We start from the raw sequence: 23,611 nt of genomic DNA, 5'->3' as shown, positions 1-23,611 counted from the left end.
GCCACCTCGGGGTTTGCTCGCAGGTGCGCCATGACGTCGGTCGCCGCGCGCCACAATAGCCGCCATGTCAGACGTGCATTCCGATCAACTGCTCAGCGAAGTGGCCGCCCTGCCGCAGCTGCCGGGCGTCTACCGCTACTTCGACGCGGCGGGCGCCGTGCTCTACGTGGGCAAGGCGCGCAACCTCAAGAAGCGGGTCGCCAACTACTTCCAGAAGAGCCACGGCGGCACGCGCATCGGCCACATGATCTCCAAGATCGCGCGCATGGAGACCACCGTGGTGCGCTCCGAGGCCGAGGCGCTGCTGCTCGAGAACAACCTCATCAAGACGCTCAAGCCGCGCTACAACATCCTGTTTCGCGACGACAAGAGCTATCCCTATCTCAAGATCGCCTCGCACCAGTTTCCGCGGCTGGCCTACTACCGCGGCGCGGTCGACAAGAAGCACCGCTACTTCGGGCCGTACCCGAGCGCCTGGGCCGTCAAGGAGTCGATCCAGCTGCTGCAGAAGGTGTTCAAGCTGCGCACCTGCGAGGACACGGTCTACGCCAACCGCACCCGGCCGTGCCTGCTCTACCAGATCAAGCGCTGCACCGGTCCCTGCGTGGGCCACATCTCGACCGAGGCCTATGCGCAGGACGTGGCGAGCGCCGAGGCCTTCCTGCGCGGCGACACGCAGCTCGTGCTCAGCAAGCTCGAGCAGCGCATGACCTCGCACGCCGAGAAGCTGGAGTTCGAGCAGGCCGCCGAGCTGCGCAACCAGATGTCGGCGATCTCGCGCGTGCTGCACCAGCAGTCGATCGAGATCGCCTCCGACAAGGACGTGGACATCCTCGCCGTCAAGGTGCAGGGCGGCAAGGCCTGCGTGAACCTGGCCATGGTGCGCGGCGGCCGTCACCTGGGCGACCGGGCCTACTTCCCGGTGCATGTCGAGGACGCCTCGCAGATGCACCACGGCGAGCTCGACAACGACGAAGGCGAGGGCGCGCCTCCCGCCGCCACCGATTCGGTGGAGGTGCAGGTGCTCGAGGCCTTCATCGCGCAGCACTACATCGACGTGCCGGTGCCGGCCACGCTGGTGCTCAGCGAAACCGTGGGCCGCGAACTGATCGAGGCGGTGTCGCTGCAGTCGGGCACGCGCGTGACGGCCGTGTTCCAGCCGCGCGAGCAGCGCCGCCACTGGCTCGAGATGGCCGAGAAGAATGCCAGCCTGCAGCTGGCACGGTTGCTGGCCGAGGAGGGCTCGCAGCAGGCCCGCACCCGCGCGCTGGCCGATGCGCTGGAGCTCGCGAGCGAGGACCTCGACAACTTCCGCGTCGAGTGCTTCGACATCTCGCACACCGCGGGCGAGGCCACGCAGGCCTCGTGCGTGGTGTTCGAGCACCACGCGATGCAGAACAAGGAATACCGCCGCTACAACATCGACGGCATCACGCCCGGCGACGACTATGCGGCGATGCGCCAGGTGCTGCACCGGCGCTACGGCAAGCTGGCCGAGGCGATGGCCGCCGAGACCGAGGCGCTGCCGCCCGGCGATGCCGAGAGCGAAGGCGCCGAGGGCGTCGAGGTTGCGGCGGCGCCGGCGCGGGCCCGGGGCGCGCGCATGCCGGAGCTGGTGCTGGTCGACGGCGGCAAGGGCCAGGTGTCGATGGCGCGCGAGGTGTTCAGCGAGCTCGGCCTGCCGCTGTCGCTGATCGTCGGCGTCGAGAAGGGCGAGGGCCGCAAGGTCGGCCTCGAGGAACTGGTGTTCGCCGACGGCCGCGAGAAGGTCTACCTCGGCAAGGATTCGGCGGCGCTGATGCTGGTGGCCCAGATCCGCGACGAGGCGCACCGCTTCGCCATCACCGGCATGCGCGCCAAGCGCGCCAAGGTGCGCGTGGGCGGCAGCCAGCTCGAGGACATCCCGGGCATCGGCCCGAAGCGCCGGGCCCGGCTGCTGCAGCGCTTCGGCGGCATCCGCGGCGTGGCGGCGGCGAGCGTGGAGGACATCGCCTCGGTCGAGGGCATCGCCTTCGACCTGGCCGAGGAAATCTACCGTGCGCTGCACTGAACATGCCGGCGCGGGAACGGGGCGCCGGCACGGCTTTGCCCCCGTTCTCGAATCCATCGTTTTCGCGTGACACAATCGAGCGCATGTTCTGGACCCTGCCGACCATCATGACCTGGACGCGCATCGTCGCGATCCCCCTGATCGTCGGTGTGTTCTACCTGCCCATCGCCGACCCGATGCGCAACGTGATCGCCACGGTCATGTTCATCGTGTTCGCGGCCACCGACTGGCTCGACGGCTTCCTGGCGCGCAAGCTCAACCAGACCTCGGCCTTCGGCGCCTTCCTCGATCCGGTGGCCGACAAGTTCCTGGTCTGCGCCTCGCTGCTGGTGCTGGTGCACCTGAACCGGGCCGACGTGTTCGTGGCGCTGATCATCATCGGCCGCGAGATCGCGATCTCGGCGCTGCGCGAATGGATGGCCCAGATCGGCGCCAGCAAGAGCGTGGCGGTGCACATGATCGGCAAGGTCAAGACGACGGTGCAGATGGTGGCGATCCCGTTCCTGCTCTACGACGGGCAGCTGTTCGGCTTCATCGACACCGGCCTGTGGGGCCAGTGGCTGATCTGGGTCTCGGCCGTGCTCACCGTGTGGTCGATGGTCTATTACCTGCAAAAGGCCATTCCCGAGATCCGGGCCCGGGCCAAATGAGCGCCGCCTCGGCCCGCGAGGCGGGCTGGTTGCGGGCCATGCCGGCGGTCTTCGTGCTGATCTGGAGCACGGGCTTCATCGTCGCGCGCTACGGCATGCCGCATGCGCCGCCCTTCAAGTTCCTGGCCGTGCGCTTCGTGCTCTCGTTCCTCTGCTTCGGCCTGTGGGTCGCGCTGGCGCGCGTGGCGTGGCCTTCGACCCGGGCGCAGTGGGGTCACCTCGCGGTCACGGGCATCCTGATGCAGGCCGGCTACCTCGGTGGCGTCTGGGCCGCGGTGCGCGCTGGCATGGGCTCGGGGCTGGTCGCGCTGCTGGTCGGCATCCAGCCGGTGCTGACCGCGATCTGGATGTCCTTCAACGGCGGGCGCGTGTCGCCGCGGCAATGGCTGGGTCTGGCGCTGGGCTTCGCGGGGCTGGTGCTGGTCGTGTGGCGCAAGCTGGGCGACGGCTCGGAGGTCAATGCCGCGACCATGAGCCTCGCGCTCATGGCGCTGGTGTCGATCACCGCGGGCACGCTCTATCAGAAGCGCTTCGTCGCACCCTGCGACGTGCGCAGCGCCAGCGCGGTGCAGATGGCGGCGGCCGTGGTCGCGACCCTGCCGTTCGCGCTGCTCGAGCCCGAGGCCATCGCGTGGAATGCGCATTCGATCGGCGCGATGGCCTGGTCGGTGCTCGCGCTCTCGCTGGGTGGCAGCTCGCTGCTCTATATATTGATTCAGCGTGGCACCGCGACCGCGGTCACGAGCCTGCTCTACCTGGTGCCGCCTTGCACCGCCCTCATGGCCTGGCTGCTGTTCCGCGAGCAGATCACGCCGGCCACGCTGCTGGGCACCGCGCTCACGGCGGTGGGTGTGAGCCTGGTGGTGCGCGCGGCCCGCTGAAGCGCGCGGGGCCTTCGTCTAGCGCGCTGGCTTCCAGGGTTCGCCGCGAAAGCGCTCTGCCAGGTGGTCGACCAAGAGCCGCACCCGCCGCGGCGTCTTCGGCCGCCAGGGCGCGATCCAGTGGATGTCGGCATCGGGCATCGCGTACTGCGGCAGCACCCGCACCAGCGCGCCCGAAGCCAGTTGCGGCGCGATGTCCCAGAGGCTGCGCAGCATGATCCCGTGGCCCGCCAGGCACCAGTCGCGCACCATCTCGCCCGAGTTGCTCGACAGCGGGCCCTGCACCCGCACGCGCGCCGTGCTGCCGTCGCGGCCATGCCGCAGCGACCACAGCGCGTATTCCTGCCGGTGGATCTCGCCGTTCTCGCGCGCGACCAGGCAGTCGTGCGCAGCCAGCGCATCGACGCTGGCCGGCGTGCCGCGGCGCGCGAGGTAGGAGGGCGCGGCCGCCAGCACGCGCTGGTTGCGCGCGATGCGGCGCGAGACCCAGTCCGAGGCATGGCGCTGCTGCACCGCCCAGAGCCACAGCGCGCCGTCGTAGCCTTCGGCGCCGAGGTCGGGCAGGCGTTCGGTCAGTTGCAGCTCGATGCGCAGGCCCGGATGGCCGGCCTGGAATTCCGCGAGCGCGGGGCCGAGCCAGCGTCGGCCGAAGCCGAAGGTGGCGGCCAGCCGCACCGCGCCCGTGAGTTCGTTCTGGCGCTCGCCGAGTTCGCCCTCGAGCGCGGCGAAGCCTTCGAGCAGCTGCTTCGCATGCCGGCACACGGCCTCGCCCTCGGCCGTGACGCTGAGCCGCCGCGTGGTGCGGTCGAACAGCCGCTGGCCCAGCCGTGCCTCGAGCGCGCCGAGCCGCTTGGTGACCACCGAGGGCACGACGTCGAGCGCGCCGGCCGCGCCCGCGAGGCTGCCGTGTTCGCGGATGGCGAGCGCCAATGCCAGGTCGGCGCGCTCCAGTGCCAATGAATTCATGCCAGAAAGGAAAGTATGAATTGGCCGATTGTTGCTTGATGGACCCGGGTGCGCAACGCACAATCGCCGCGTGACCGCCTCTTTCCTCGACTTTCCCGTCTTCGACATCGAACGCGATGGCGTGCGCGTGCATGGCCGCATCGGCGGCCGCGGCGCACCCTTGCTGCTGCTGCACGGGCATCCGCAGACGCACGCCATCTGGCACCGCGTCGCGCCCGCGCTGGCCGAGCGCTTCACCGTGGTCGCGATCGACCTGCGCGGCTACGGCGATTCGGACCGGCCCGCGGCCGATGCCGCGCACGCGAACCACAGCAAGCGCGCGATGGCGCTCGATGCGCTCGCGGCGATGCGCCATCACGGCTTCGAGCGCTTCGGCGTGCTCGCGCACGACCGCGGCGCGCGCGTGGCGCACCGGCTCGCGGCCGACCATCCGTCCGCCGTCGAGCGCATGCTGCTGCTCGACATCGCGCCCACGCTCGCCATGTACGAGCACACCTCGGAAGCCTTCGCGCGCGCCTACTGGCACTGGTTCTTCCTGATCCAGCCGCCGCCGCTGCCCGAGGCGCTGATCGCCTCCGATCCGGTGCGCTACGTGCGCAGCGTGATGGGCGGGCGTCACGCGGGGCTCGCGCCCTTCGCGCCCGAGGTGCTCGCGGAGTACGAGCGCTGCGCGGCCATCCCGGGCAGCGCCGAATCCATCTGCGAGGACTACCGCGCCTCGGCCGGCATCGACCTCGAGCACGACCGCGCCGACATCGCCGCGGGCGCGCGGCTCGCGATGCCGCTGCGCGTGCTGTGGGGCGCGCACGGCGTGGTCGGACGCGCCTTCGACGTGCTGGCACTGTGGCGCGAGCGCGCCGACCGGATCGACGGGCATGCGCTGCCCTGCGGCCACTATGTTCCCGAGGAGGCGCCGGGCGAACTGTTCGCCGAGGCACTCGACTTCTTTGCACCGCTCATCCCATCGGAAGGACCCAGACCATGACCACCCACAGAATCGCAGTGATCGCCGGCGACGGCATCGGCAAGGAAACCACGCCCGAGGGCGTGCGCGTGCTCGATGCGGCGGCGCGCAAGTTCGGCATCGACCTGAAGTTCGACCACTTCGACTTCTCGAGCTGGGACTACTGCGAGAAGCACGGCAAGATGCTGCCCGACGACTGGAAGGACCAGATCGGCGGCCATGACGCCATCTTCTTCGGCGCGGTCGGCTGGCCCGAGAAGATCGCCGACCACATCTCGCTGTGGGGCTCGCTGCTGCTGTTCCGCCGCGAGTTCGACCAGTACATCAACCTGCGCCCCGCGCGCCTCATGCCCGGCATCGTCGCGCCCGTGGTGCGCCGCGACGGCTCGCCGCGCCAGCCCGGCGAGATCGACATGTACATCGTGCGCGAGAACACCGAGGGCGAGTACTCGAGCATCGGCGGGCGCATGTACGAAGGCACGCCGCGCGAGATCGTGGTGCAGGAGACCGTGATGTCGCGCCTGGGCGTGGACCGCGTGCTCAAGTTCGCGTTCGAGCTCGCGCAGTCGCGGCCGAAGAAGCACCTGACCAGCGCCACCAAGTCGAACGGCATCTCGATCACCATGCCCTACTGGGACGAGCGCGTGGCCGAGATGGCGAAGGCCTATCCGGGCGTGACGCTCGACAAGTTCCACATCGACATCCTCACCGCCCACTTCGTGCAGCGGCCCGACTTCTTCGACGTGGTGGTGGCGAGCAATCTGTTCGGCGACATCCTGTCCGACCTCGGGCCGGCCTGCACCGGCACCATCGGCATCGCGCCGAGCGCCAACCTCAACCCCGAGCGCACCACGCCCTCGCTGTTCGAACCGGTGCACGGCTCGGCGCCCGACATCGCGGGCAAAGGCATCGCCAACCCGATCGGCCAGATCTGGTGCGGCGCGATGATGCTGGAATTTCTCGGCCACAAGGACGCGCACGACGCGATCCTCTCGACCATCGAGAAGGTGCTCGCGCCCGGAAGCGGTGCGCCGCGCACGCCCGATATCGGTGGCACGGCGAGCACCAGCGACCTCGGAAAAGCGATCGCCGAAGCCTTGTGAGACGGCCTGAGCCCGGTCGGAAAAAGGTCTTCGCGAAACGCCCCTAGAATCGCGCGCTCCGCTGCGCCGCACGGGCTGATGTCGTATTGACACCCCGCAGGCCAGTGGTTGTAATCCCCGATGGCAGCGCGCTGCCGGGGCGTCAGGCCTGCCAAGCTTCCGCGTCGCACCACGCCGCGACCGACTCGCCAGCCGACGAAAGCCGACCAACTTTTTTCTACAAGGGGCCCTTGTGAACAAGACCGAACTGATTGAGCACATCGCAAAGAACGCCGATATTTCCAAAGCAGCCGCCACGCGCGCGCTCGAATCCACCATCGGCGCCATTCGTACCACGCTCAAGAAGGGCGGCTCCGTGTCGCTCGTCGGTTTCGGCACTTTTGCAGTCGGTAAACGTGCGGCGCGTACGGGTCGCAATCCGCGCACCGGCGACGCGATTAAAATCAAGGCCGCCAAGATTCCGAAGTTCCGTCCCGGCAAGGCCCTCAAGGACGCGTTGAACTAAGTCGACGACGAGAACTCGGAAGAAAAGTATTCCCGGTGGGGTGCTTAGCTCAGCTGGTAGAGCGGCGCCCTTACAAGGCGTAGGTCGGGGGTTCGAGCCCCTCAGCACCCACCACCACCCGATGCAAAGGCGAACAACGGTTCGCCTTTTTTATTGCCGTCCGACAGCCAACGCCTGAGAGTGTCCAAGCATGTTTGATTTCTTCCGCAAGTACAACAAGATCATGATGATTATCTTGTTCTTGCTGATCATCCCGTCGTTCGTGCTGTTCGGCGTCGAGCGCTACCAGGGCTTCTCCAAGGACGAGGCCGTCGCGCATGTCGATGGCACCAGCATCACGCGGCCCGAATGGGATGCGCAGCATCGCGTGGAAACCGACCGCATCCGCCAGCAGTCGCCCAACGTCGACCCGCTGGTGCTCGACTCCGATGCGCTGCGCTACGCCACGCTCGAGAAGATGGTTCGCGACCGCGTGCTGACGGTGGCGGCCAACAAGGCCAACATGACGGTGTCCGAGGAACGTCTCTCGCGCATCTTCGCGCAGGACCCGGGCCTCGCGACCTTCCGTACGCCCGAGGGCAAGTTCGACCGCGACGCCTTCCAGCGCGTGACCGGCCGCACGCCCGAGCAGTACGAAGCCTCGATGCGCGCCGAGCTCGCCACGCAGCAACTGCTGCTGGGCGTGTCGGGCACCACCTTCACGCCGCCCGCGCTGGCGGCCGCCACCATCAACGCCTTCTACGAGCAGCGCGAGATCCAGGTGTCGCGCTTCGCGCCCGAGGGCTTCGCGTCGAAGGTCACGGTCAGCGATGCCGACATCGAGACCTACTACAAGGACCACGCGGCGCAGTTCCAGGCGCCCGAGCAGGCAAGCATCGAATACCTGCTGCTCGACCTCGAAACGGCCAAGAAGAACGTGACGGTCAACGAGGCCGAGCTCAAGAGCTACTACGAGCAGAACACCGCGCGCTTCGGCACCAAGGAAGAACGCCGCGCGAGCCACATCCTGATCACCGCGGCCGCCAGCGCGCCGGCCGCCGATCGCGCCAAGGCGAAGGCCAAGGCCGAGCAACTGCTGGCCGATGTGCGCAAGGCACCCAACACCTTCGCCGATGTCGCGCGCAAGAACTCGCAGGACCCGGGCTCGGCCGAGAAGGGCGGCGACCTCGACTTCGTCACGCGCGGCGCGATGGTCAAGCCTTTCGAAGATGCGATGTTCGCCCTGAAGAAGGGCGAGATCAGCAACGTCGTCGAAACCGAGTTCGGCTATCACATCATTCGCCTGGACGACATCAAGCCGGCCGTGGTGCCGCCGTTCGAGCAGGTGCGCGCCACCCTCGAGAACGACTACCGTGCCCAGCAGGCCACGCAGGAATTCGCCAAGGCCGCCGAGACCTTCACCGATACGGTGTACCAGCAGCCCGAGAGCCTGAAGCCGGCCGCCGAGAAGCTCAAGCTCACGATCCAGACCGCGAACAACATCGGCCGCACGGCCGCGCCGGGTGCCACCGGACCGCTCGCGAGCCGCAACTTCCTGAGTGCGCTGTTCTCTCCCGATTCGCTGAGCCGCAAGCAGAACACCGAAGCGATCGAGGTCGGCACCAACCAGCTCGCCTCGGGCCGCGTGACCCAGTATTCGGCCGCGCACCCGATTCCGCTGGCCGATGTGAAAGACAAGATCCGCGCGCAACTCGTCACCGAGCGCGCGGCGGCCCTCGCCAAGACCGAGGGCGAGGCCAAGCTCGCGGCCTGGACCGCGAAGGCCGACGGCGCCAATTTCGCGGCGCCCGTCACCGTGTCGCGCACCGATGCGAAGGCACAGCCGGGCGTGGTGGTCGAGGCCGCGTTGCGCGCCGACGCCAGCAAGCTGCCGACCCTGGTCGGCGTCGACCTCGGCACGCAGGGCTATGCCGTGGTGCGCGTGACCAAGGCCGTGCCGCGCACCGCGCCGACGGCGGAAGTCGCGAAGCAGGAGAACGCGCAGGTCGGCCAGTCGATCGCTGCCGCCGAAGACGCCGCCTACTACAACCTGCTGAAGGACCGCTACAAGGCCGAGATCCTGGTGCCGCGTCCCGCGACCGACGGACTGCCGTTCGCCGGCGCACGTTGACCGGTCGCGCCGCGAGGCGCTTCCTCTTCCCCTTCGCGGGCCGCCTTGCGCGGCCCGTTGCTTTTTCCGTCTCGCGTGGGACAAGCGCCGCGGTCGCTTCTTGCCAGAATCCGCGCATGGGAACTCTCTACCTCGTGCGCCATGGCCAGGCCAGCTTCGGCGCGGCCGACTACGACAACCTGAGCGAACTGGGCCACAGGCAGTCGGTGCGGCTCGGCGAGTACTGGCGCGAGCGCGGCATGCGTTTCGATGCCGTGATCACCGGCACCTTGCGCCGGCATCGGCAGACCTGGGAAGGCATCGCACAGGGCCTCGGCTTGTCGCGCGACGACGTGCTGCCGTGGCCCGGCCTCAACGAGTACGACAGCGAGGCGGTGATCGCCACCATCCATGAAGGCAAGCTCGAGAAGCCCGATTCGCCCGAGATGTACCGGCATCATTTCCGCCTGCTGCGCGAAGGACTGGGCGCCTGGATGCAGGGGCGCACGAAGCCGGTCGGCATGCCCAGCTACGTCGACTTTCTCGCGGGCGTGACCACCGCGCTCGACCATGTGCGCGACAAGCACCATGGGGCCAAGGTGCTCGTGGTGTCGAGCGGCGGCCCGATCAGCACGGCGGTGGGCCATGTGCTGGGCACCAGCCCCGAGACCACGATCGAGCTCAACCTGCGCATCCGCAACTCGTCGGTGACCGAGTTCGCCTTCACGCCCAAGCGCCACATGCTGGTGACCTACAACACGCTGCCGCATCTCGACGGGCCGGCGTACGAGGACTGGGTCACCTATTCCTGACGCGGGCCTTCGCGCTCAGGCCTGCCAGACGCCGTAGCCCGCCTTGCGCAGGGCGATGCCGAGCTCGACTTCCATCGAGCGCGCGTCTTCGTAGTTCATCGGGTTGTAGCGCTCGTAGAGCGCGGGCAGCAGGTGCAGGCCGTAGTCCTGCACGAAGCTGTTGGCCTGGATGCCGGCCTTGTGCTTGTCGAAGCGGATGTCGGGATCGAGCCCGGTCATGCCGACGTAGACGAAGGGCTTGCCGAGCTGGTAGTCGGGATTGGCGCGCCGGAAGCGGGCGATGTTCCAGACGCGGTCGTCGAGCTCGACCACGTAGACATGGTGGTGCGCGCGGGGTTTGCGTGGCATCGGCCCCGCCCGATGGCCGGCGACTCAGCTCTTGCGCTTGACGAGGCCGTAGAGGATCAGCAGCACGATCGCGCCGAGCACCGAGGCGATGAAACCGGCGCCTTCGCCGGCCGTGTACCAGCCGAGCGACTGGCCGACATAGGTGACGACCAGCGAGCCCGCGATGCCGATCAGCGTGGTGACGATGAAGCCGGCGGAGTCGTCGCCCGGTTTGACGGCGCGTGCCACCAGACCTACGACGAAGCCGATCAGGATGGTCCAGACGATGCTCATGAGTGATCCCTTGGTTCGTGAATGAAGCGGCGCCCGCATGGCAGGGCGCGGCCATGATAGCGGCCGGATGCATCGCGCGGGCGAGGCGAGAGCCCGTGCTTTCGAATCGGCGTGCGGGGCTGCGCGATCTGGCGCCGCAGGCTTCGGTTGGCCCGCTGTGGCGTCCTACAGGGGCGCGGCAAAGGGCGCGCTATACCCTCGGCATGCTCGAAAAGTTGCCCGAAGTCATCGGCCAGGCCCTGCACGGCGTGCGTGCCGGCCTGGACAAGATCGTTTTCAACACGCTCGGCCTGCGCGAAGGCATGGCCTCTATTTCACTGACCAGCGTGGCCTTTGCCGATCACACGCCGATTCCGCCGCGCTACACGGCCGATGGCGAAGGGCTGTCGCCGCCCCTGCAGTGGGAGGGCGTGCCGCAAGGCGCCGCCTCGCTGCTGCTGGTAGTGGAGGACGCGGATTCGCCCACGCCGAACCCGCTGGTGCATGCCATCGTCGTCAGCCTGCCGCCCGGCGACACCCGGCTGGTCGAGGCGGCGCTGCCGAGCCAGGGCAACGAAGGCCAGGACACGGTGCACGCCGGCCGCAATTCCGGGCTGCAGGCGGCGTGGCTGCCGCCCGATCCGCCGCCGGGGCATGGCGTGCATCGCTACGCCTTCCAGCTGTTCGCGCTCGACCGCGCGCACGAGTTCTCGGTCGCGCCCGGACGGGACGAGGTGGTCGACGAACTGAAGGCGCATGCGATCGCCAGCGGTCTGCTGATCGGTACCTTCGAGCGCTCGGACGGCTCGATCCGGCAGAGGGACGCCGCGCATGACGAGGCGCCGCAGGTAGCGCCTTCGGGTCCGCTGGCGGCGGGCTGAGTGGGGCGCGCGCATCATTCTTCCAAACCAGGGTCGGGGGCGCGGCTTTTATGGCTATAATCGTGGACTCTATTACGGTGGCTGTAGCTCAGCTGGTAGAGTCCCAGATTGTGATTCTGGTCGTCGTGGGTTCGAGTCCCATCAGCCACCCCATATGAATTCCGAAGAAACGGCCCTGGAGCGATCCAGGGCCGTTTTTGTTTTTGGGGCCTGCCTAAAGCGTTTTCCGTGCGCGTTCTTGGGTGGGCAACGGGCGAATGCTTTTCTTTCCGGCCTTTCAATAAGCACCAGCGGCCCGAAACGGTCGCAAGGCGTTCAATTCCCCGGCTTCCGCGTTGCAGGCAGACTTTCAAAGCCCGGCTCAGGCCCGGTTCCTGCCCAGGAACGGGGCGTTTTACCCTCGCGCTGTTGTAAAACGCCAAGCGACCCGGATTTTTCTGGTCGGGTTTGCTCAAAATCAATTGCAAACTGAATTAAACTGCGGGCGTTTTCATTTACAGGAGCCGCCAATGGCCTCGACGCTCGCAGATATCAATTCCCAGATCCAGAAGCACGACGAACAGATCGCGCAATTGCGCAAGCAGGCCGAAGAGCTGCGCAACCAGGAACGTGCCGGCGTGATCGAGGACATTCGCAGGAAGATCGCCGACTATGGCTTGACCGCCTCGGATTTGAAGCTCTCGGCCGGCCGCGCCGTGACCGCCAAGCGCGCCGCCAGTGCGCCGGCCCCCAAGGCCGCCGCCAAGTACCGCAGCCCGACTGGCGAAACCTGGTCCGGTGGCCGTGGCCGCAAGCCGCGCTGGGTGACCGAGGCGCTGGCCGCGGGCAAGTCGCTGACGGATTTCGAGATCAAGTGAGCATGGTGCGCGAACACGCGCCAACCGGTTCCGCAATAAAAAAGCCCGCAAGCGCGGGCTTTTTTATTGCGGGTCCGGGTGCCAATCTCCTGGTGCCCGGGTTCGTGGGGATCAGTTCACCATCACGAGCTTTCCCTTGACCCCGCGCGAACCCATGTGCGCGTAGGCGGCTTTCAATTCGGCCATCGGCATCGTGCTGTCGATCACCGGCTTGATCTTTCCCTGCCCATACCATTGCGCCAATTCGGCCATCATCTGCGCGTTGGCCTTCGGCTCGCGCTTGGCGAAATCGCCCCAGAACACGCCGACCAGCGACGCGCCTTTCAACAGCGTGAGGTTCAATGGCAGCGAGGGAATCGGGCCCGACGCAAAACCCACGACCAAATAGCGGCCGCGCCATCCGATCGAGCGAAATGCGGGTTCCGCGAAATCACCGCCGACCGGGTCGTAGATGACGTCGGGGCCTTTGCCGTCGGTCGCGGCCTTGATGGCGTCCCTGAAGCCGTTCGGCAATGCATGCGTGGTGTAGTTGATCGTCGCGTCGGCGCCGATCGAACGGCACAGCTCGCATTTCTCGTCGGTGGACGCCGCCGCGATCACCTTGGCGCCGGCCGCCTTGGCGATCTGGATGGCGGCCGTGCCCACGCCGCCCGCCGCGCCGAGCACCAGCACGGTCTCGCCGGCCTTGAGCTGCGCGCGGTCCATCAGCGCGTGCCACGAGGTCGCGTAGATCATGATGAAGGCGGCCGCGTCGACATGGCCGAAACCCTCGGGCAGCGGCATGCACAGCGCCGCGGGCGCCAGCGTGTGGGTGGCGAAGCCGCCGGTGCCCGAGAGGCAGGCGACGTTCTGGCCGACCTTGAGGTGCGTGACGCCTTCGCCCACGGCCTGGACGATCCCCGCGTACTCCGAGCCCGGCACGAACGGCAGCGGCGGCTTCATCTGGTACTTGTTCTGCACGATCAGCAGGTCGGGGAAATTCAGGCTCGCGGCCCGGATCTCGATCAGCACCTGGCCCGGGCCGGGTGTCGGCGTGGGCAGCTCCTTCCAGGTGAGCGCGTCGACGCCGACGGGGTTCTCGCAAAGCCATGCGTGCATGCTCGGTCTCCTTCGAAACGGGTAGTAATGTTGAGGCAATGAAGCGCGCGATGATAGGCGTCGCCCTCGCGTGTCCTTGTCCCTGCTGCGACGCACCCGACGCCTACAATCCGTTGCACCGCACCGCATCATGAAGATACTCATTTCCAACGACGATGGCTTCCAGGCGCCCGGCATCGTCGCACTGCACGACGCGCTCAAGGACCTGGCCGAGGTCGAGGTGGTGGCTCCCGAGCACAACAACAGCGCCAAGTCGAACGCGCTGACGCTCGCGGCACCGCTCTACGTCCACACCGCGCACAACGGCTTCCGCTACGTGACCGGCACCCCGGCCGACTGCGTGCACATCGCGCTCAAGGGCCTGCTCGGCTACCGGCCCGACCTGGTGGTCTCGGGCATCAACAACGGCGCCAACATGGGCGACGACACCATCTATTCGGGCACCGTCGGCGCGGCCATGGAGGCCTACCTGTTCGGCATTCCCGCGATCGCGTTCTCGCAGATCGAGAAGGGCTGGGCCCATGTCGACGCGGCGGCCCAGGTGGCGCGGCGACTGGTGCAGCGTATCGAGCGCGAGCGCATGCTCGAGGGCGGCGCCTTTCTTTTGAACGTCAACGTGCCGAACCGGCCCTTCGACGAGCTCAAGCCGGTGAAGGTGTGCCGGCTGGGCCGCCGCCACGCGGCCGAGAAGGTCATCACGCAGGAAAGCCCGCGTGGCGACACGATGTACTGGATCGCCGGCGCGGGCAGCGCCAAGGACAGCGGCGAGGGCACCGACTTCCATGCCACGGCCGAGGGCCACGTGGCGCTCACGCCGTTGCAGATCGACCTGACCGACCACGCCAACCTGGGCCAGTGGCGCGACGCGGTGGTCCGGCTCGCCGACTGACATGGCCACCCAACGGCCTGGATTCCCGGCTCGCCTCGCGCCCACCGTCTCGGCTTCGACGCCGGCTTCGTCCGCGCTGCGCGGACGGCAGCCCGTCGTGCCGCCCAAGCCGTCGGTCGCGTCGACGCCCTCGATGGCCTCCGACGCGGTGCGCGCGCGCATGGTGCAGAAGCTGGCCGCGCAGGGCATCTCGGATGCGCGCGTGCTGCGCGCCATGGGCGCGGTCGAACGGCATCGCTTCGTCGACAGCGCGCTGGTCAACCAGGCCTACGAAGACACCAGCCTGCCGATCGGACTGGGCCAGACCATCTCCAAGCCCAGCGTCGTTGCGCGCATGATCGAACTTTTGCTCGCGGCCCCGGCTCTGAGTGGCAAGCCGCAGGACCGTCTGGGGCGCGTGCTCGAGATCGGCACCGGTTGCGGCTACCAGGCCGCGGTGTTGAACCACGTGGCCACGGAGGTCTACAGCATCGAACGGTTGCGCGGCCTGCACGAGCGGGCGCGGACCAATCTGCGGCACTTCCGGCTGGCCACGGTTCACCTGATGTTCGGCGACGGCATGGTCGGCTATGCCAAGGGCGCACCCTATGCGGGCATCATCGCCGCCGCCGGTGGCGAGGCCGTGCCCGAAGCCTGGATCGAACAGCTCGCGGTGGGGGGGCGGATCGTCGCGCCGACGCACTCGGCGAAGGGCGGCCAGGCCCTCGTCGTGATCGACAAGACGGCCCGCGGTCTCGAGCGCCTCATTCTTGAGGCGGTTCACTTTGTCCCCCTAAAATCGGGCGTTGCTTGAAGGAATAACAAATGCAGGGTTTTGGCAATCGGAGTTGGTACGCTGGCGTCACGTTGGCCGTCGTGCTCGTGATCGCGGGCTGTTCCACGCCGCGGGGCCCGGCACCGGTCGAAGACCGCGGCACGATGACCCGCGCGCCCGGCGCGGCCGCGCCCGTTCCGGGCGGTCCGACCATCACCACCGACGCCTCGGGCAAGCCGCTGGCCGGAATCGAGAACTTCGGCAAGCCGGGCTACTACGCCGTGCGTCCCGGCGACACCATTCGCCGCATCGCCAACGAGACCGGCCAGACCTGGCAGAACCTCGTTCGCTGGAACAACCTCGACAACCCCGACCTGATCGAGGTGGGGCAGGTGCTGCGCGTGATCCCGCCCTCGGGCCCGGGCTCCACCGTGGCCGCCACGCCGTCGGCACCGAACGAGAACGGTGTCGTCACCAAGCCGGTGACGCCGCAGCCCGCCGTCGTGCCCGGTGCGGCCGCGAGCGGCGCCGCCGCTGCGGGCACCAAGCCGCCGGTCACGGCTTCGCCGTCGACCCCGGGTGCAGCGGGTGGCGATGAGGACATCGGCTGGATCTGGCCGGCCCATGGCTCGCTGATCGCGGGCTTCGACGATGCCAAGAACAAGGGCTTCGACATCAGCGGCAAGGCCGGCGACCCGGTGCTGGCCGCGGCCGATGGCCGCGTGGTGTATGCGGGCGCGGGCCTGCGCGGCTACGGCAACCTGATCATCCTGAAGCACAACAACACCTACCTCACGGCCTATGCGCACAACCAGACGCTGCTCGTGAAGGAAGACCAGTCGGTCCAGAAGGGCCAGAAGATCGCCGAGATGGGCAGCAGCGATGCCGATCGCGTGAAGCTGCACTTCGAGATCCGTCGCCAGGGCAAGCCGGTCGATCCGGCGCGCTACCTCCCGAACCGGTGATGCCATGGCCGGTTCCCGCCCCCGTCGCACGTTGCCCGTGCGCCGGTCGGCGGGCAACCCGGTCGAATCGACTACCGGCGGCGAAGCTCCACCGCCCGCTTCATCCCCCGATGGCCTGACCGCGCCCGAGCCGAGCGTCGAATCGCTCGCGCGCATCGGCGACGACACGGCCGACGCGCTCACCGTCTACCTGCGCCGCATCCGGCGCACCGAGCTCTTCACCCCCGAGCAGGAATACGCAACCGCCTGCGCCGCGCGCGCCGGTGACTTCGCGGCGCGCCAATCCATGATCGAGCACAACCTGCGGCTCGTGGTCAACATCGCCAAGGCCTATCTCCACCGCGGCGTGCCGTTCTCCGACCTCATCGAGGAAGGCAACCTCGGCCTGATGCACGCGATCACCAAGTTCGAGCCCGAGCGCGGTTTCCGCTTCTCGACCTATGCGACCTGGTGGATACGCCAGTCGGTCGAGCGCGCGCTGATGACCCAGTCCCGCACGATTCGCCTGCCGGTGCACATCGTGCGCGAACTGCAGCAGGTGCTGCGCGCGCGCCGCACGCTCGAGGGCGATCCCGAGTTCGTGGCGCGCCGGCCCGACGGCGTGCGCGTGGAAGACGTCGCGGCGCTGCTGGGCTCGGACGTGCAGTCGGTGGCCGACCTGCTGGCGCTGGCCGAAGCGCCGCGTTCGCTCGACGCGGGCGAATCGCGTGGCGAGGAGAGCTACGCGCTGTCCGATTCGGTCGCGGCGGACGGCGAAGAAAGCGACCCGACCGGCGCGACCCAGGCGCACGAGGTCGAGCGCCTGCTCGACGGCTGGGTGGCCGCGCTCGACGCGCGCGAGCGCGAGGTGCTCGAAGGGCGCTACGGCCTGCACGACCGCGAGCCCGAGACGCTCGAGGTGCTCAGCGTGCGGCTGGGCCTGACGCGCGAGCGCGTGCGCCAGATCCAGAACGAGGCGCTCGCGAAGATGCGGCGTCAGCTCGCGCGCTCGGGCGTGGGGCGGGACGCCTTGTTCTAGCCCTGCCGGGCTCCGCGCGAGGGCCTCTTCCCACGCTGAGACAATCGGGGCATGACGGAACCCATCAAGAAAGATAAATCCCCCACGGACACCCCCACGAACGCCGGCGGCGAATGGCTTCATGTGGAATCGCTGGACCTCGACGCACAGGGCGTGGCGCACAAGGCCGACGGCATGGTCGTGTTCATCGAGGGCGCGCTGCCCTTCGAAGAGGTGCAGCTCAACGTGCACCGCCGCAAGAACAACTGGGAGCAGGGCACGGTCACGCAGATCCGGCGCGAGTCCTCGCAGCGCGTGCGGCCCGGCTGCCCGCACTTCGGCCTGCACACGGGCGCCTGCGGCGGCTGCAAGATGCAGCACCTCGACGCCGCGGCGCAGGTGGCGGTGAAGCAGCGCGCGCTCGAGGACAACCTCTGGCACCTCGGCAAGGTCCGTCCCGAGAACCTGCTGCGTCCGCTCGAGGGCCCGGCCTGGCACTACCGCTACCGGGCGCGCCTGTCGGTGCGCCACGTGGTCAAGAAGGGCACGGTGCTGATCGGCTTCCATGAGCGCAAGAGCCGTTACCTGGCCGACATGCAGGTCTGTCCCGTGCTGCCCAGGCAGGTCAGCCAGATGCTGATGCCGCTGCGCGCGCTGATCGCCTCGCTCGATGCGCGCGACACCTGCCCGCAGATCGAACTGGCCTGCGGCGACGCGCCGGGTACCCAGGCGCTCGGCACCATCGCGCTGGTGCTGCGGCACCTCGAGCCGCTGTCGGACGCGGACATCGGACGCCTCAAGGCCTTCGCCGCGAAGAACGATCAGGTTCAATGGTGGCTGCAGCCCAAGGGGCCCGACACCGTGCGGTTGCTCGAGGAGGGCGGCACGCCGCTGGCCTACGGGCTGCCAGAGTTCGGCGTGACGATGCCGTTCCGGCCCACCGATTTCACGCAGGTCAATCCGCACATCAATCGGGCGCTCGTGGGCAAGGCGCTGCGCCTGCTCGATGTGCAGTCCGACGAACGCGTGATCGACTGGTTCTGCGGCCTCGGCAACTTCACGCTGCCGCTGGCAAGCCGCGCGCGCGAGGTGCTGGGCATCGAGGGCAGCGACACGCTGGTGGCGCGGGCCACCGAGAATTTCCGCAAGAACCAGCCCGCGACATCCGCGCGGCGTGCGCTGTCGCCGGCTTCGTTCGTGGCGCGCAACCTGTTCGAGATGACGCCCGAGATGCTGGTCGCCGACGGGCAGGCCGACAAGTGGCTGGTCGACCCGCCGCGCGAGGGCGCCTTCGCGCTGGCCAAGGCGATGGCCGACCTGCATCAGCAGCCCGAGCTGCGCACGGGCGGATGGACGCCGCCCAGGCGCATCGTCTACGTGAGCTGCAATCCGTCGACGCTCGCGCGCGATGCCGGCCTGCTGGTGCACCAGGCGGGCTACCGCTGCACGCATGCGGGCGTGGTCAACATGTTCCCGCACACGGCGCACGTGGAGTCGATCGCGGTGTTCGAGCGCGAATGAACCGGTTCTGACGCCGCAATGAGAAAGGGCCCGGAAGGGCCCTTTCTTTTTTTGCCGATCGATGGCCGCGGGGCCATCGAAAGAGGAATCGTCAGTCGCGTTCGCCGCCGGCGAGGCCCAGCAGCGCCAGCAGGCTCTGGAATACGTTGAACAGGTCGAGGTACAGGGCGAGCGTCGCGCTGATGTAGTTGGTCTCGCCGCCGTCGATGATCTGCTTCAGGTCATAGAGCATGTAGGCAGAGAAGATGCCGATGGCCGCGACCGAGATCGCGAACATGCCGGCGGTCGAACCGACGAACACGTTGATGACCGCGCCGACCATCAGCACCATCGCGCCGACGAACAACCACTTGCCCATGCCCGACAGGTCGCGCTTGATCACGGTGGCCAGCGAGGCCATCACGAAGAACACGCCGGCGGTGCCGCCGAAGGCCGTCATGATGAGTTCGGGGCCGTTCTTGAAGCCCAGCACCATCGCGATCAGGCGCGAGAGCATCAGGCCCATGAAGAAGGTGAAGCCCAGCAGCACCGGCACGCCGGCGGCCGAATTCTTGGTCTTCTCGATCGCGAACATGAAACCGAAGGCGCCGCCGAGGAAGACGATGAGTCCGAGGCCGCCGGTCAGCGAACGGGTGATGCCGGTCTGCACGCCCAGCCAGGCGCCCAGCACCGTGGGCAGCAGGCTCAGCGCCAGCAGCCAGTAGGTGTTGCGCAGCACGCGTTGGCGGTCAGCCTGCGGCAGCACCTGGCCGTAGCCGGTGGAAGTGTCGAGGGTTGTAACGCGGTCGTTCATGGCCGAAGCTCCTGTGGTTGCTGCCTTGGCAGTTGGGCTCATTCTAGAAGTCTGCAAGACCGGGGCCTCCAAAGACCGTATGGGGGGTGTTCCTTAGGCGGCGCGCCGTCCGACAGGGGGAGCCCATGCGACGGACCGGTATGCTCGGGGGTTCGCGCAACAAGACTTTTGATCACCATCATGCAAACGAAATCATTCCTCGAACTCGCCGATGTCAAGCTGATCGCCGCCGCCGCGGAGGCCGAGGCGCTCAAGAACAACTGGGCCGTGACCATTGCCATCGCCGACGACGCGGGCAACCTGCTGTGGCTGCAGCGCCTCGACGGCGCGGCCGCGCTGTCCTCGCACATCGCACCGGCCAAGGCCCATACGGCCGCCATGGGCCGCCGCGAGAGCAAGGTCTACGAGGACATCATCAACGGCGGCCGCACCGCTTTCCTGACGGCACCCCTGGTGCAAGGCCTGCTCGAGGGCGGCGTGCCGATCGTGAAGGACGGTCATGTGATCGGCGCGGTGGGCGTGAGCGGCGTGAAGTCCAACGAAGATGCGCAGGTCGCCAAGGCCGGCATCGCGGCGCTCGGCCTCTGAGATCCTGCGCGGGGCGCCTCGGCGCCTTGCACCAGCGAAAACGCCGACTCGAGGGTCGGCGTTTTGCATTGGACGTTCAGCGTGAAAAAAAGCTTGGCTAGTCGGCGAACCGTTGGCTAGCAAAAAACGACCCTTCGGAGAAATGAATCTCCTGGAGTCGCCCCACGATGAAACTTGCGCGAGGGGCGGGCTGACCGGGACCTACTTGGTCAGGATCAGCTTGCCCAGTTTGGTGGCCTGCAGGCGGTACAGCGAGCCGTTGTGCATGATGCCGACGGTCTTGCTGCCCTTGAGCAGTTCGGTGCTTTCGACCATCGGAACCGGCCGCTGAGCCTGGATGGTGGCGTGACCGCCGCCCGATTGATCGAGCGAAGGGTGGCTCAGAACAGAAAAGGCGTTGGTGGTGGCTGGCATCTCGAATTCCTCTTATCGAAGCGATGACTGAATGATAATAATTCTCATCAAGAAGTCAATCGCCGCGATGAAAAATTTTGTGAGCCGCGGGGCCGTTATTTCGCGTCGGGCTCGGTGATGAAGCCGATCTTGCGCACGCCGGCTTCGCGGGCCTCGGACATCGCCTTGGCCACGCGCTCGTAGCGCACCGCCTTGTCGCCGCGGATGTGCAGCTCGGGCTGCGGCTCCTTGGCGGCCTCGGCCGCGAGGCGGCCCGGGAGTTCGCTGTCGGCGATCTTCTGGTCGTTCCAGTAGTAGTCGCCCTCGGCCGTCACGCTGAACAGGATGTTCTCGGGCTTCGGCTGCTCGGGCTCGCTGGTGGCGCGCGGCAGGTCGATGTTCACCGCGTGCTTCATCACCGGCACGGTGATGATGAAGATGATCAGGAGCACCAGCATGACGTCGACCAGCGGCGTCATGTTGATCTCGTTCATCACCTCATCGGGTTCGTCTTGGGTACCGAAGGCCATGATGCTCAGCCCTTCTTGAGCGGAACCACGATCGATTCGGCGCCGCTCTGGACGCGGGCACCGGTCACGAAGTAGGCGTGCAGGTCGTGCGCGAAGGCATTGAGCTTGGTCAGCACGAACTTGTTGCCGCGCACCAGGGCGTTGTAGCCAAGCACCGCGGGAATGGCGACCGCGAGGCCCAGGGCCGTCATGATCAGCGCTTCGCCGATCGGGCCCGCGACCTTGTCGATCGTGGCCTGGCCGGCCGAGCCGATGCTCATCAGCGCGTGGTAGATGCCCCAGACGGTACCGAACAGGCCGATGAAGGGCGCGGTCGAGCCGACCGACGCCAGCACGGCCAGGCCGGTCTGCAGGCGCGCGGTGAAGGCGTCGATGCCGTTGCGCAGCGAGCGCGTGATCCAGTCGCTGACGTCGAGCGCGTCATGCAGGTGCGCCTTGGTGTTGCGGTGGTGGGCGGCGGCTTCGCGGCCTTCGAGCGCGAGGGCGCGGAAGGGGTTGCTGTCGTCCTTGCCGAGCTTGTTGAGCGCGGTGGCGAAATCCTCGCTGTGCCAGAAGTCCTGCGACTGCTTGGCGAGACGCTTGTAGCGGATGACGTCGAGCGCCTTGACGATGATCACGATCCACGACGCGAGCGACATGGCGATCAACAGCACCGCGACGGCCTTGGTGACGAAGTCGCCTTGGTGCCAGACATTCATCAAGCCAAATTGGGAATCCATAGGGGTCTCAGTTACTTAGGTTGGTTGAAAACGATGGGCGCGGGCAGCATGAAGAGGGTCTCGTCGCTCGCGTTCGGATAGTTGCTCACGGTCACGGACGACTTCAGCACCGCCTCGCGGGCCGCGCGGTCGAGGCGGTCGTAGCCGCTGGACTTGAGGATCTCGGCGCGGCGCACGATGCCGCTGCGGTTGAAGTACACGGCGATGGTCACCGTGCCCGATTCGCCGAGCCGTGAGCTCAGCTGCGGATAGACCACCACCGGCTGGCGCAGCCATTGCGCCTGCGCGGCCGTCACCTCGACCACCCTGGGCGGTGCGGGCGGTGCCGGCGGAGGGGCCGGCGGCGCGGGTGGCGCCGGCGGCGGCGAGGGGGGTGTCGGTGCCGGCGGCGGCGGTTCCGGATCGCCCACGGGGGCTTGCGGCGCCGGCGTGGGCTTGGGCTCGCGGATGGCCTGCGGACGCGGCGGCGGCGGCGCCTTCACGCGCGGCTGGGGCGGCGGCGGAGGTGGGGGCGGCGGAGGCGGCGTGGGCTTCGGCGGCTCGATGAACTGGCTCATGATCTCGACCGGGATCACCACTTCGGCGGCCCGGCGCAGCAGGCCGCTCTGCAGCGCCCAGAGCGCTGCGGCGTGGAAGACGATCACGCCACCGGCGATGGCGGCGTTGCGCGAGAGGCCGAGAAAGGTAGGAGGGGGGGCAAAGCGGTCAGACACGATCAACCATTCGAGTGCGAGCACGTGGGTACGTGCCCCGATTGCAGCAAAACCGCTACGACGACGTCTACTTCTATTTACGAAGGATCCACCAGACGGAGCCCGCCACCAGGATCAGGCTGCCGCCGAGTGCAGAGACGAGTTCCATGCTTTGCTTTCCTTGATGGAGTTGGCAAGCTGGATCGACTTCGGTTCCGATTCGCAGTGCAGGGCCGCGACCGGGTGCGAAGCGCTGCACTGCGCGACGATATCGCGCGCACATCCTTCGCATTGGCCACACTGGGTGGCCACGCCGAGTTCGAATTGCACTTCGTCGAAAGTCATCCCCGCGCGCACGTGGCGTGCGATTTCGCGGTCGGAGACTCGGCGGCAAATGCAAACGATCATGGCTGTGAAGGCGGCAGTTTGGCTGGCTGTTGGATGCAATGATTATAAATAAGAATCCCTCGCATTTGCAATAACTATCGTATTCGCCAGCGCCCGGCGCGACAGCTATTCGCTATGAGGGGGCGGTCGCCTATATCTCCGACCAGAGCCGAAGCAGGTTGTGGTAGTGGCCGGTCAGGGCCACGGTTTCCTCGGATTCGCCCAGCCGGGCGCGCAGTTTCTGGATGCTCTGGTCGAGTTCGAACAGCATCGCGCGCTGCTGGTCGTTGCGCACCATGCTCTGGGCCCAGAAGAACGCGCATACGCGCGCGCCCCGCGTCACGGGGTGCACGCGGTGCAGGCTGCTCGACGGATAGAGGATCAGGTCGCCGGCCGGCAGCTTGACCTCGTGCGAACCGTAGGTGTCGACCACCTCGAGCTCGCCGCCGTCGTAGTCGTCGGGGTCGCAGAGAAACAAGGTGCACGACAGGTCGGTGCGCAGCGGCTGCTCGCTGCCGGGTACGGCGCGCACCGCGCCATCGACGTGCAGGCCGTAGTGCTCGCCGCCCTCGTAGCGGTTGAACAGCGGCGGCACGAAGCGCGCGGGCAGGGCGGCCGAGAAGAACAGCGGGTTGCGCGCCAGCGCGGCCAGCACGGTCTTGGCGAGCTCGCGCCCGACCGGCGAATGCTCCGACAACTGCCGGTTGCGCTTGACCTGCGCGCCCTGGTCGCCGACGGTCTCGCGCCCGTCGACCCACTGGGTGGCATCGAGCGTGGCGCGCATCCTGCGCACCTGGTCCGGGCTCAGCACTTCGGGCACATGCAGCATCATCTCGGGAACTCCGCAAGGAAAAAAGCCCCGACGCGGGCCGGGGCTCGAGTGTCGCACCGCGGCGCGGCGCACCGGCCCTGGCCGGTGGCGCGCCG

The 23,611-nt window shown here is 67.7% G+C and carries 27 protein-coding genes and 2 tRNA genes; 18 read left to right on the top strand and 11 right to left on the bottom strand.

Annotated elements, in window-relative coordinates; all coding sequences use genetic code 11:
* The first annotated feature begins 64 nt into the window (after positions 1–64).
* From uvrC to KV106_RS26810, 3 genes are all read left to right on the top strand, one after another.
* Entirely contained in the window at positions 65–2,050 is a 1,986-nt protein-coding gene (gene uvrC / locus KV106_RS26820; RefSeq protein WP_057590402.1) for an excinuclease ABC subunit UvrC, read from the top strand.
* An 83-nt stretch (positions 2,051–2,133) separates the two neighbouring features.
* Positions 2,134–2,700: a CDP-diacylglycerol--glycerol-3-phosphate 3-phosphatidyltransferase gene (gene pgsA / locus KV106_RS26815; RefSeq protein ID WP_057590401.1), complete on the top strand. Its 567-nt coding sequence runs from the start codon at positions 2,134–2,136 to the stop codon at positions 2,698–2,700.
* A complete protein-coding gene (locus KV106_RS26810; protein ID WP_261213641.1) occupies positions 2,697–3,581 on the top strand; it encodes a DMT family transporter in 885 nt (294 codons plus the stop codon). The genes pgsA and KV106_RS26810 overlap by 4 nt, the downstream gene beginning before the upstream one ends.
* 18 nt (positions 3,582–3,599) lie before the next feature.
* On the opposite strand, the gene KV106_RS26805 is transcribed toward KV106_RS26810, so the two are convergent.
* Positions 3,600–4,547, bottom strand: coding sequence for a LysR family transcriptional regulator (locus KV106_RS26805; RefSeq protein ID WP_261213639.1), 948 nt, complete (start codon positions 4,545–4,547; stop codon positions 3,600–3,602).
* 70 nt (positions 4,548–4,617) lie between these two features.
* Here KV106_RS26805 and KV106_RS26800 point away from each other — a divergent pair, with 70 nt between their 5' ends.
* The 6 genes from KV106_RS26800 to KV106_RS26775 all read left to right on the top strand — a co-directional run bounded on the left by KV106_RS26800 (position 4,618) and on the right by KV106_RS26775 (position 10,020).
* Positions 4,618–5,532 carry an alpha/beta fold hydrolase gene (locus KV106_RS26800; RefSeq protein WP_261213636.1) on the top strand — a complete coding sequence of 305 codons (915 nt, stop codon included), beginning with the start codon at positions 4,618–4,620 and terminating at the stop codon, positions 5,530–5,532.
* Positions 5,529–6,614 carry a tartrate dehydrogenase gene (locus KV106_RS26795; RefSeq protein WP_261213634.1) on the top strand — a complete coding sequence of 362 codons (1,086 nt, stop codon included), beginning with the start codon at positions 5,529–5,531 and terminating at the stop codon, positions 6,612–6,614. Before KV106_RS26800 ends, KV106_RS26795 begins: the two co-directional genes overlap by 4 nt.
* Positions 6,615–6,846: 232 nt before the next feature.
* Positions 6,847–7,119 carry an HU family DNA-binding protein gene (locus tag KV106_RS26790; protein ID WP_007830705.1) on the top strand — a complete coding sequence of 91 codons (273 nt, stop codon included), beginning with the start codon at positions 6,847–6,849 and terminating at the stop codon, positions 7,117–7,119.
* A 38-nt stretch (positions 7,120–7,157) separates the two neighbouring features.
* Positions 7,158–7,233 (top strand) — tRNA-Val (locus KV106_RS26785).
* A gap of 76 nt (positions 7,234–7,309) precedes the next feature.
* Complete coding sequence (locus KV106_RS26780) at positions 7,310–9,229, top strand: SurA N-terminal domain-containing protein (RefSeq protein ID WP_261213626.1); 1,920 nt, start codon at positions 7,310–7,312, stop codon at positions 9,227–9,229.
* 116 nt (positions 9,230–9,345) lie between these two features.
* Positions 9,346–10,020, top strand: coding sequence for a histidine phosphatase family protein (locus tag KV106_RS26775; protein WP_057590395.1), 675 nt, complete (start codon positions 9,346–9,348; stop codon positions 10,018–10,020).
* Between the two features lie 15 nt (positions 10,021–10,035).
* Here the strand turns inward: KV106_RS26775 and KV106_RS26770 are convergent, their stop codons facing one another.
* Positions 10,036–10,368 carry a hypothetical protein gene (locus tag KV106_RS26770; protein ID WP_057590394.1) on the bottom strand — a complete coding sequence of 111 codons (333 nt, stop codon included), beginning with the start codon at positions 10,366–10,368 and terminating at the stop codon, positions 10,036–10,038.
* 24 nt (positions 10,369–10,392) lie between these two features.
* Positions 10,393–10,641 carry a GlsB/YeaQ/YmgE family stress response membrane protein gene (locus KV106_RS26765; RefSeq protein WP_057590393.1) on the bottom strand — a complete coding sequence of 83 codons (249 nt, stop codon included), beginning with the start codon at positions 10,639–10,641 and terminating at the stop codon, positions 10,393–10,395.
* A 203-nt stretch (positions 10,642–10,844) separates the two neighbouring features.
* On the opposite strand from KV106_RS26765, the gene KV106_RS26760 reads away from it, so the two are divergent.
* The 3 genes from KV106_RS26760 to KV106_RS26750 all read left to right on the top strand — a co-directional run bounded on the left by KV106_RS26760 (position 10,845) and on the right by KV106_RS26750 (position 12,358).
* A complete protein-coding gene (locus KV106_RS26760) occupies positions 10,845–11,501 on the top strand; it encodes a YbhB/YbcL family Raf kinase inhibitor-like protein (protein ID WP_261213621.1) in 657 nt (218 codons plus the stop codon).
* A gap of 77 nt (positions 11,502–11,578) precedes the next feature.
* Positions 11,579–11,654, top strand: a tRNA-His gene (locus tag KV106_RS26755).
* A gap of 356 nt (positions 11,655–12,010) precedes the next feature.
* Positions 12,011–12,358, top strand: a complete 348-nt coding sequence (locus KV106_RS26750) for an H-NS histone family protein (RefSeq protein ID WP_057590319.1) — start codon at positions 12,011–12,013, stop codon at positions 12,356–12,358.
* Positions 12,359–12,469: 111 nt separating this feature from the next.
* Here KV106_RS26750 and KV106_RS26745 read toward each other — a convergent pair whose 3' ends face one another.
* A complete protein-coding gene (locus tag KV106_RS26745) occupies positions 12,470–13,456 on the bottom strand; it encodes an NADPH:quinone oxidoreductase family protein (RefSeq protein ID WP_057590318.1) in 987 nt (328 codons plus the stop codon).
* A gap of 130 nt (positions 13,457–13,586) precedes the next feature.
* On the opposite strand from KV106_RS26745, the gene surE reads away from it, so the two are divergent.
* From surE to rlmD, 5 genes are read left to right on the top strand one after another with little or no spacing between them, the layout of a single operon-like run.
* Entirely contained in the window at positions 13,587–14,345 is a 759-nt protein-coding gene (gene surE / locus KV106_RS26740) for a 5'/3'-nucleotidase SurE (RefSeq protein WP_057590316.1), read from the top strand.
* Between the two features lies 1 nt (position 14,346).
* On the top strand, positions 14,347–15,138 hold the full coding sequence (locus tag KV106_RS26735; RefSeq protein WP_057590315.1) for a protein-L-isoaspartate(D-aspartate) O-methyltransferase: 792 nt from the start codon (positions 14,347–14,349) through the stop codon (positions 15,136–15,138).
* An 11-nt stretch (positions 15,139–15,149) separates the two neighbouring features.
* On the top strand, positions 15,150–16,064 hold the full coding sequence (locus tag KV106_RS26730) for a peptidoglycan DD-metalloendopeptidase family protein (RefSeq protein WP_261213615.1): 915 nt from the start codon (positions 15,150–15,152) through the stop codon (positions 16,062–16,064).
* A 4-nt stretch (positions 16,065–16,068) separates the two neighbouring features.
* Positions 16,069–17,082 (top strand): sigma-70 family RNA polymerase sigma factor, encoded by a 1,014-nt coding sequence (locus tag KV106_RS26725; RefSeq protein WP_261213613.1) that lies wholly within the window; start codon positions 16,069–16,071, stop codon positions 17,080–17,082.
* A 51-nt stretch (positions 17,083–17,133) separates the two neighbouring features.
* Positions 17,134–18,582 carry a 23S rRNA (uracil(1939)-C(5))-methyltransferase RlmD gene (rlmD, locus tag KV106_RS26720; protein WP_261213611.1) on the top strand — a complete coding sequence of 483 codons (1,449 nt, stop codon included), beginning with the start codon at positions 17,134–17,136 and terminating at the stop codon, positions 18,580–18,582.
* 91 nt (positions 18,583–18,673) lie between these two features.
* Here the strand turns inward: rlmD and KV106_RS26715 are convergent, their stop codons facing one another.
* On the bottom strand, positions 18,674–19,375 hold the full coding sequence (locus KV106_RS26715; protein ID WP_057590307.1) for a Bax inhibitor-1/YccA family protein: 702 nt from the start codon (positions 19,373–19,375) through the stop codon (positions 18,674–18,676).
* Between the two features lie 180 nt (positions 19,376–19,555).
* On the opposite strand from KV106_RS26715, the gene KV106_RS26710 reads away from it, so the two are divergent.
* A complete protein-coding gene (locus KV106_RS26710; RefSeq protein ID WP_057590432.1) occupies positions 19,556–19,963 on the top strand; it encodes a GlcG/HbpS family heme-binding protein in 408 nt (135 codons plus the stop codon).
* A 201-nt stretch (positions 19,964–20,164) separates the two neighbouring features.
* Here the strand turns inward: KV106_RS26710 and hemP are convergent, their stop codons facing one another.
* The 6 genes from hemP to KV106_RS26680 all read right to left on the bottom strand — a co-directional run bounded on the left by hemP (position 20,165) and on the right by KV106_RS26680 (position 23,516).
* Positions 20,165–20,377, bottom strand: coding sequence for a hemin uptake protein HemP (gene hemP / locus KV106_RS26705; RefSeq protein WP_057590305.1), 213 nt, complete (start codon positions 20,375–20,377; stop codon positions 20,165–20,167).
* A gap of 95 nt (positions 20,378–20,472) precedes the next feature.
* On the bottom strand, positions 20,473–20,886 hold the full coding sequence (locus KV106_RS26700; protein WP_057590304.1) for an ExbD/TolR family protein: 414 nt from the start codon (positions 20,884–20,886) through the stop codon (positions 20,473–20,475).
* A 5-nt stretch (positions 20,887–20,891) separates the two neighbouring features.
* A complete protein-coding gene (locus KV106_RS26695) occupies positions 20,892–21,605 on the bottom strand; it encodes a MotA/TolQ/ExbB proton channel family protein (RefSeq protein ID WP_057590302.1) in 714 nt (237 codons plus the stop codon).
* 11 nt (positions 21,606–21,616) lie between these two features.
* A complete protein-coding gene (locus tag KV106_RS26690) occupies positions 21,617–22,318 on the bottom strand; it encodes an energy transducer TonB (RefSeq protein WP_261213606.1) in 702 nt (233 codons plus the stop codon).
* Positions 22,319–22,432: 114 nt separating this feature from the next.
* Positions 22,433–22,705, bottom strand: coding sequence for a (2Fe-2S)-binding protein (locus tag KV106_RS26685; protein ID WP_082322199.1), 273 nt, complete (start codon positions 22,703–22,705; stop codon positions 22,433–22,435).
* A gap of 130 nt (positions 22,706–22,835) precedes the next feature.
* Complete coding sequence (locus KV106_RS26680) at positions 22,836–23,516, bottom strand: Fe2+-dependent dioxygenase (protein ID WP_261213605.1); 681 nt, start codon at positions 23,514–23,516, stop codon at positions 22,836–22,838.
* Between the last annotated feature and the right edge of the window lie 95 nt (positions 23,517–23,611).

This window comes from Variovorax endophyticus (genome assembly GCF_025376855.1).
Lineage (GTDB): Bacteria > Pseudomonadota > Gammaproteobacteria > Burkholderiales > Burkholderiaceae_C > Variovorax.
This window is presented reverse-complemented; position numbering and strand designations above follow the sequence as displayed.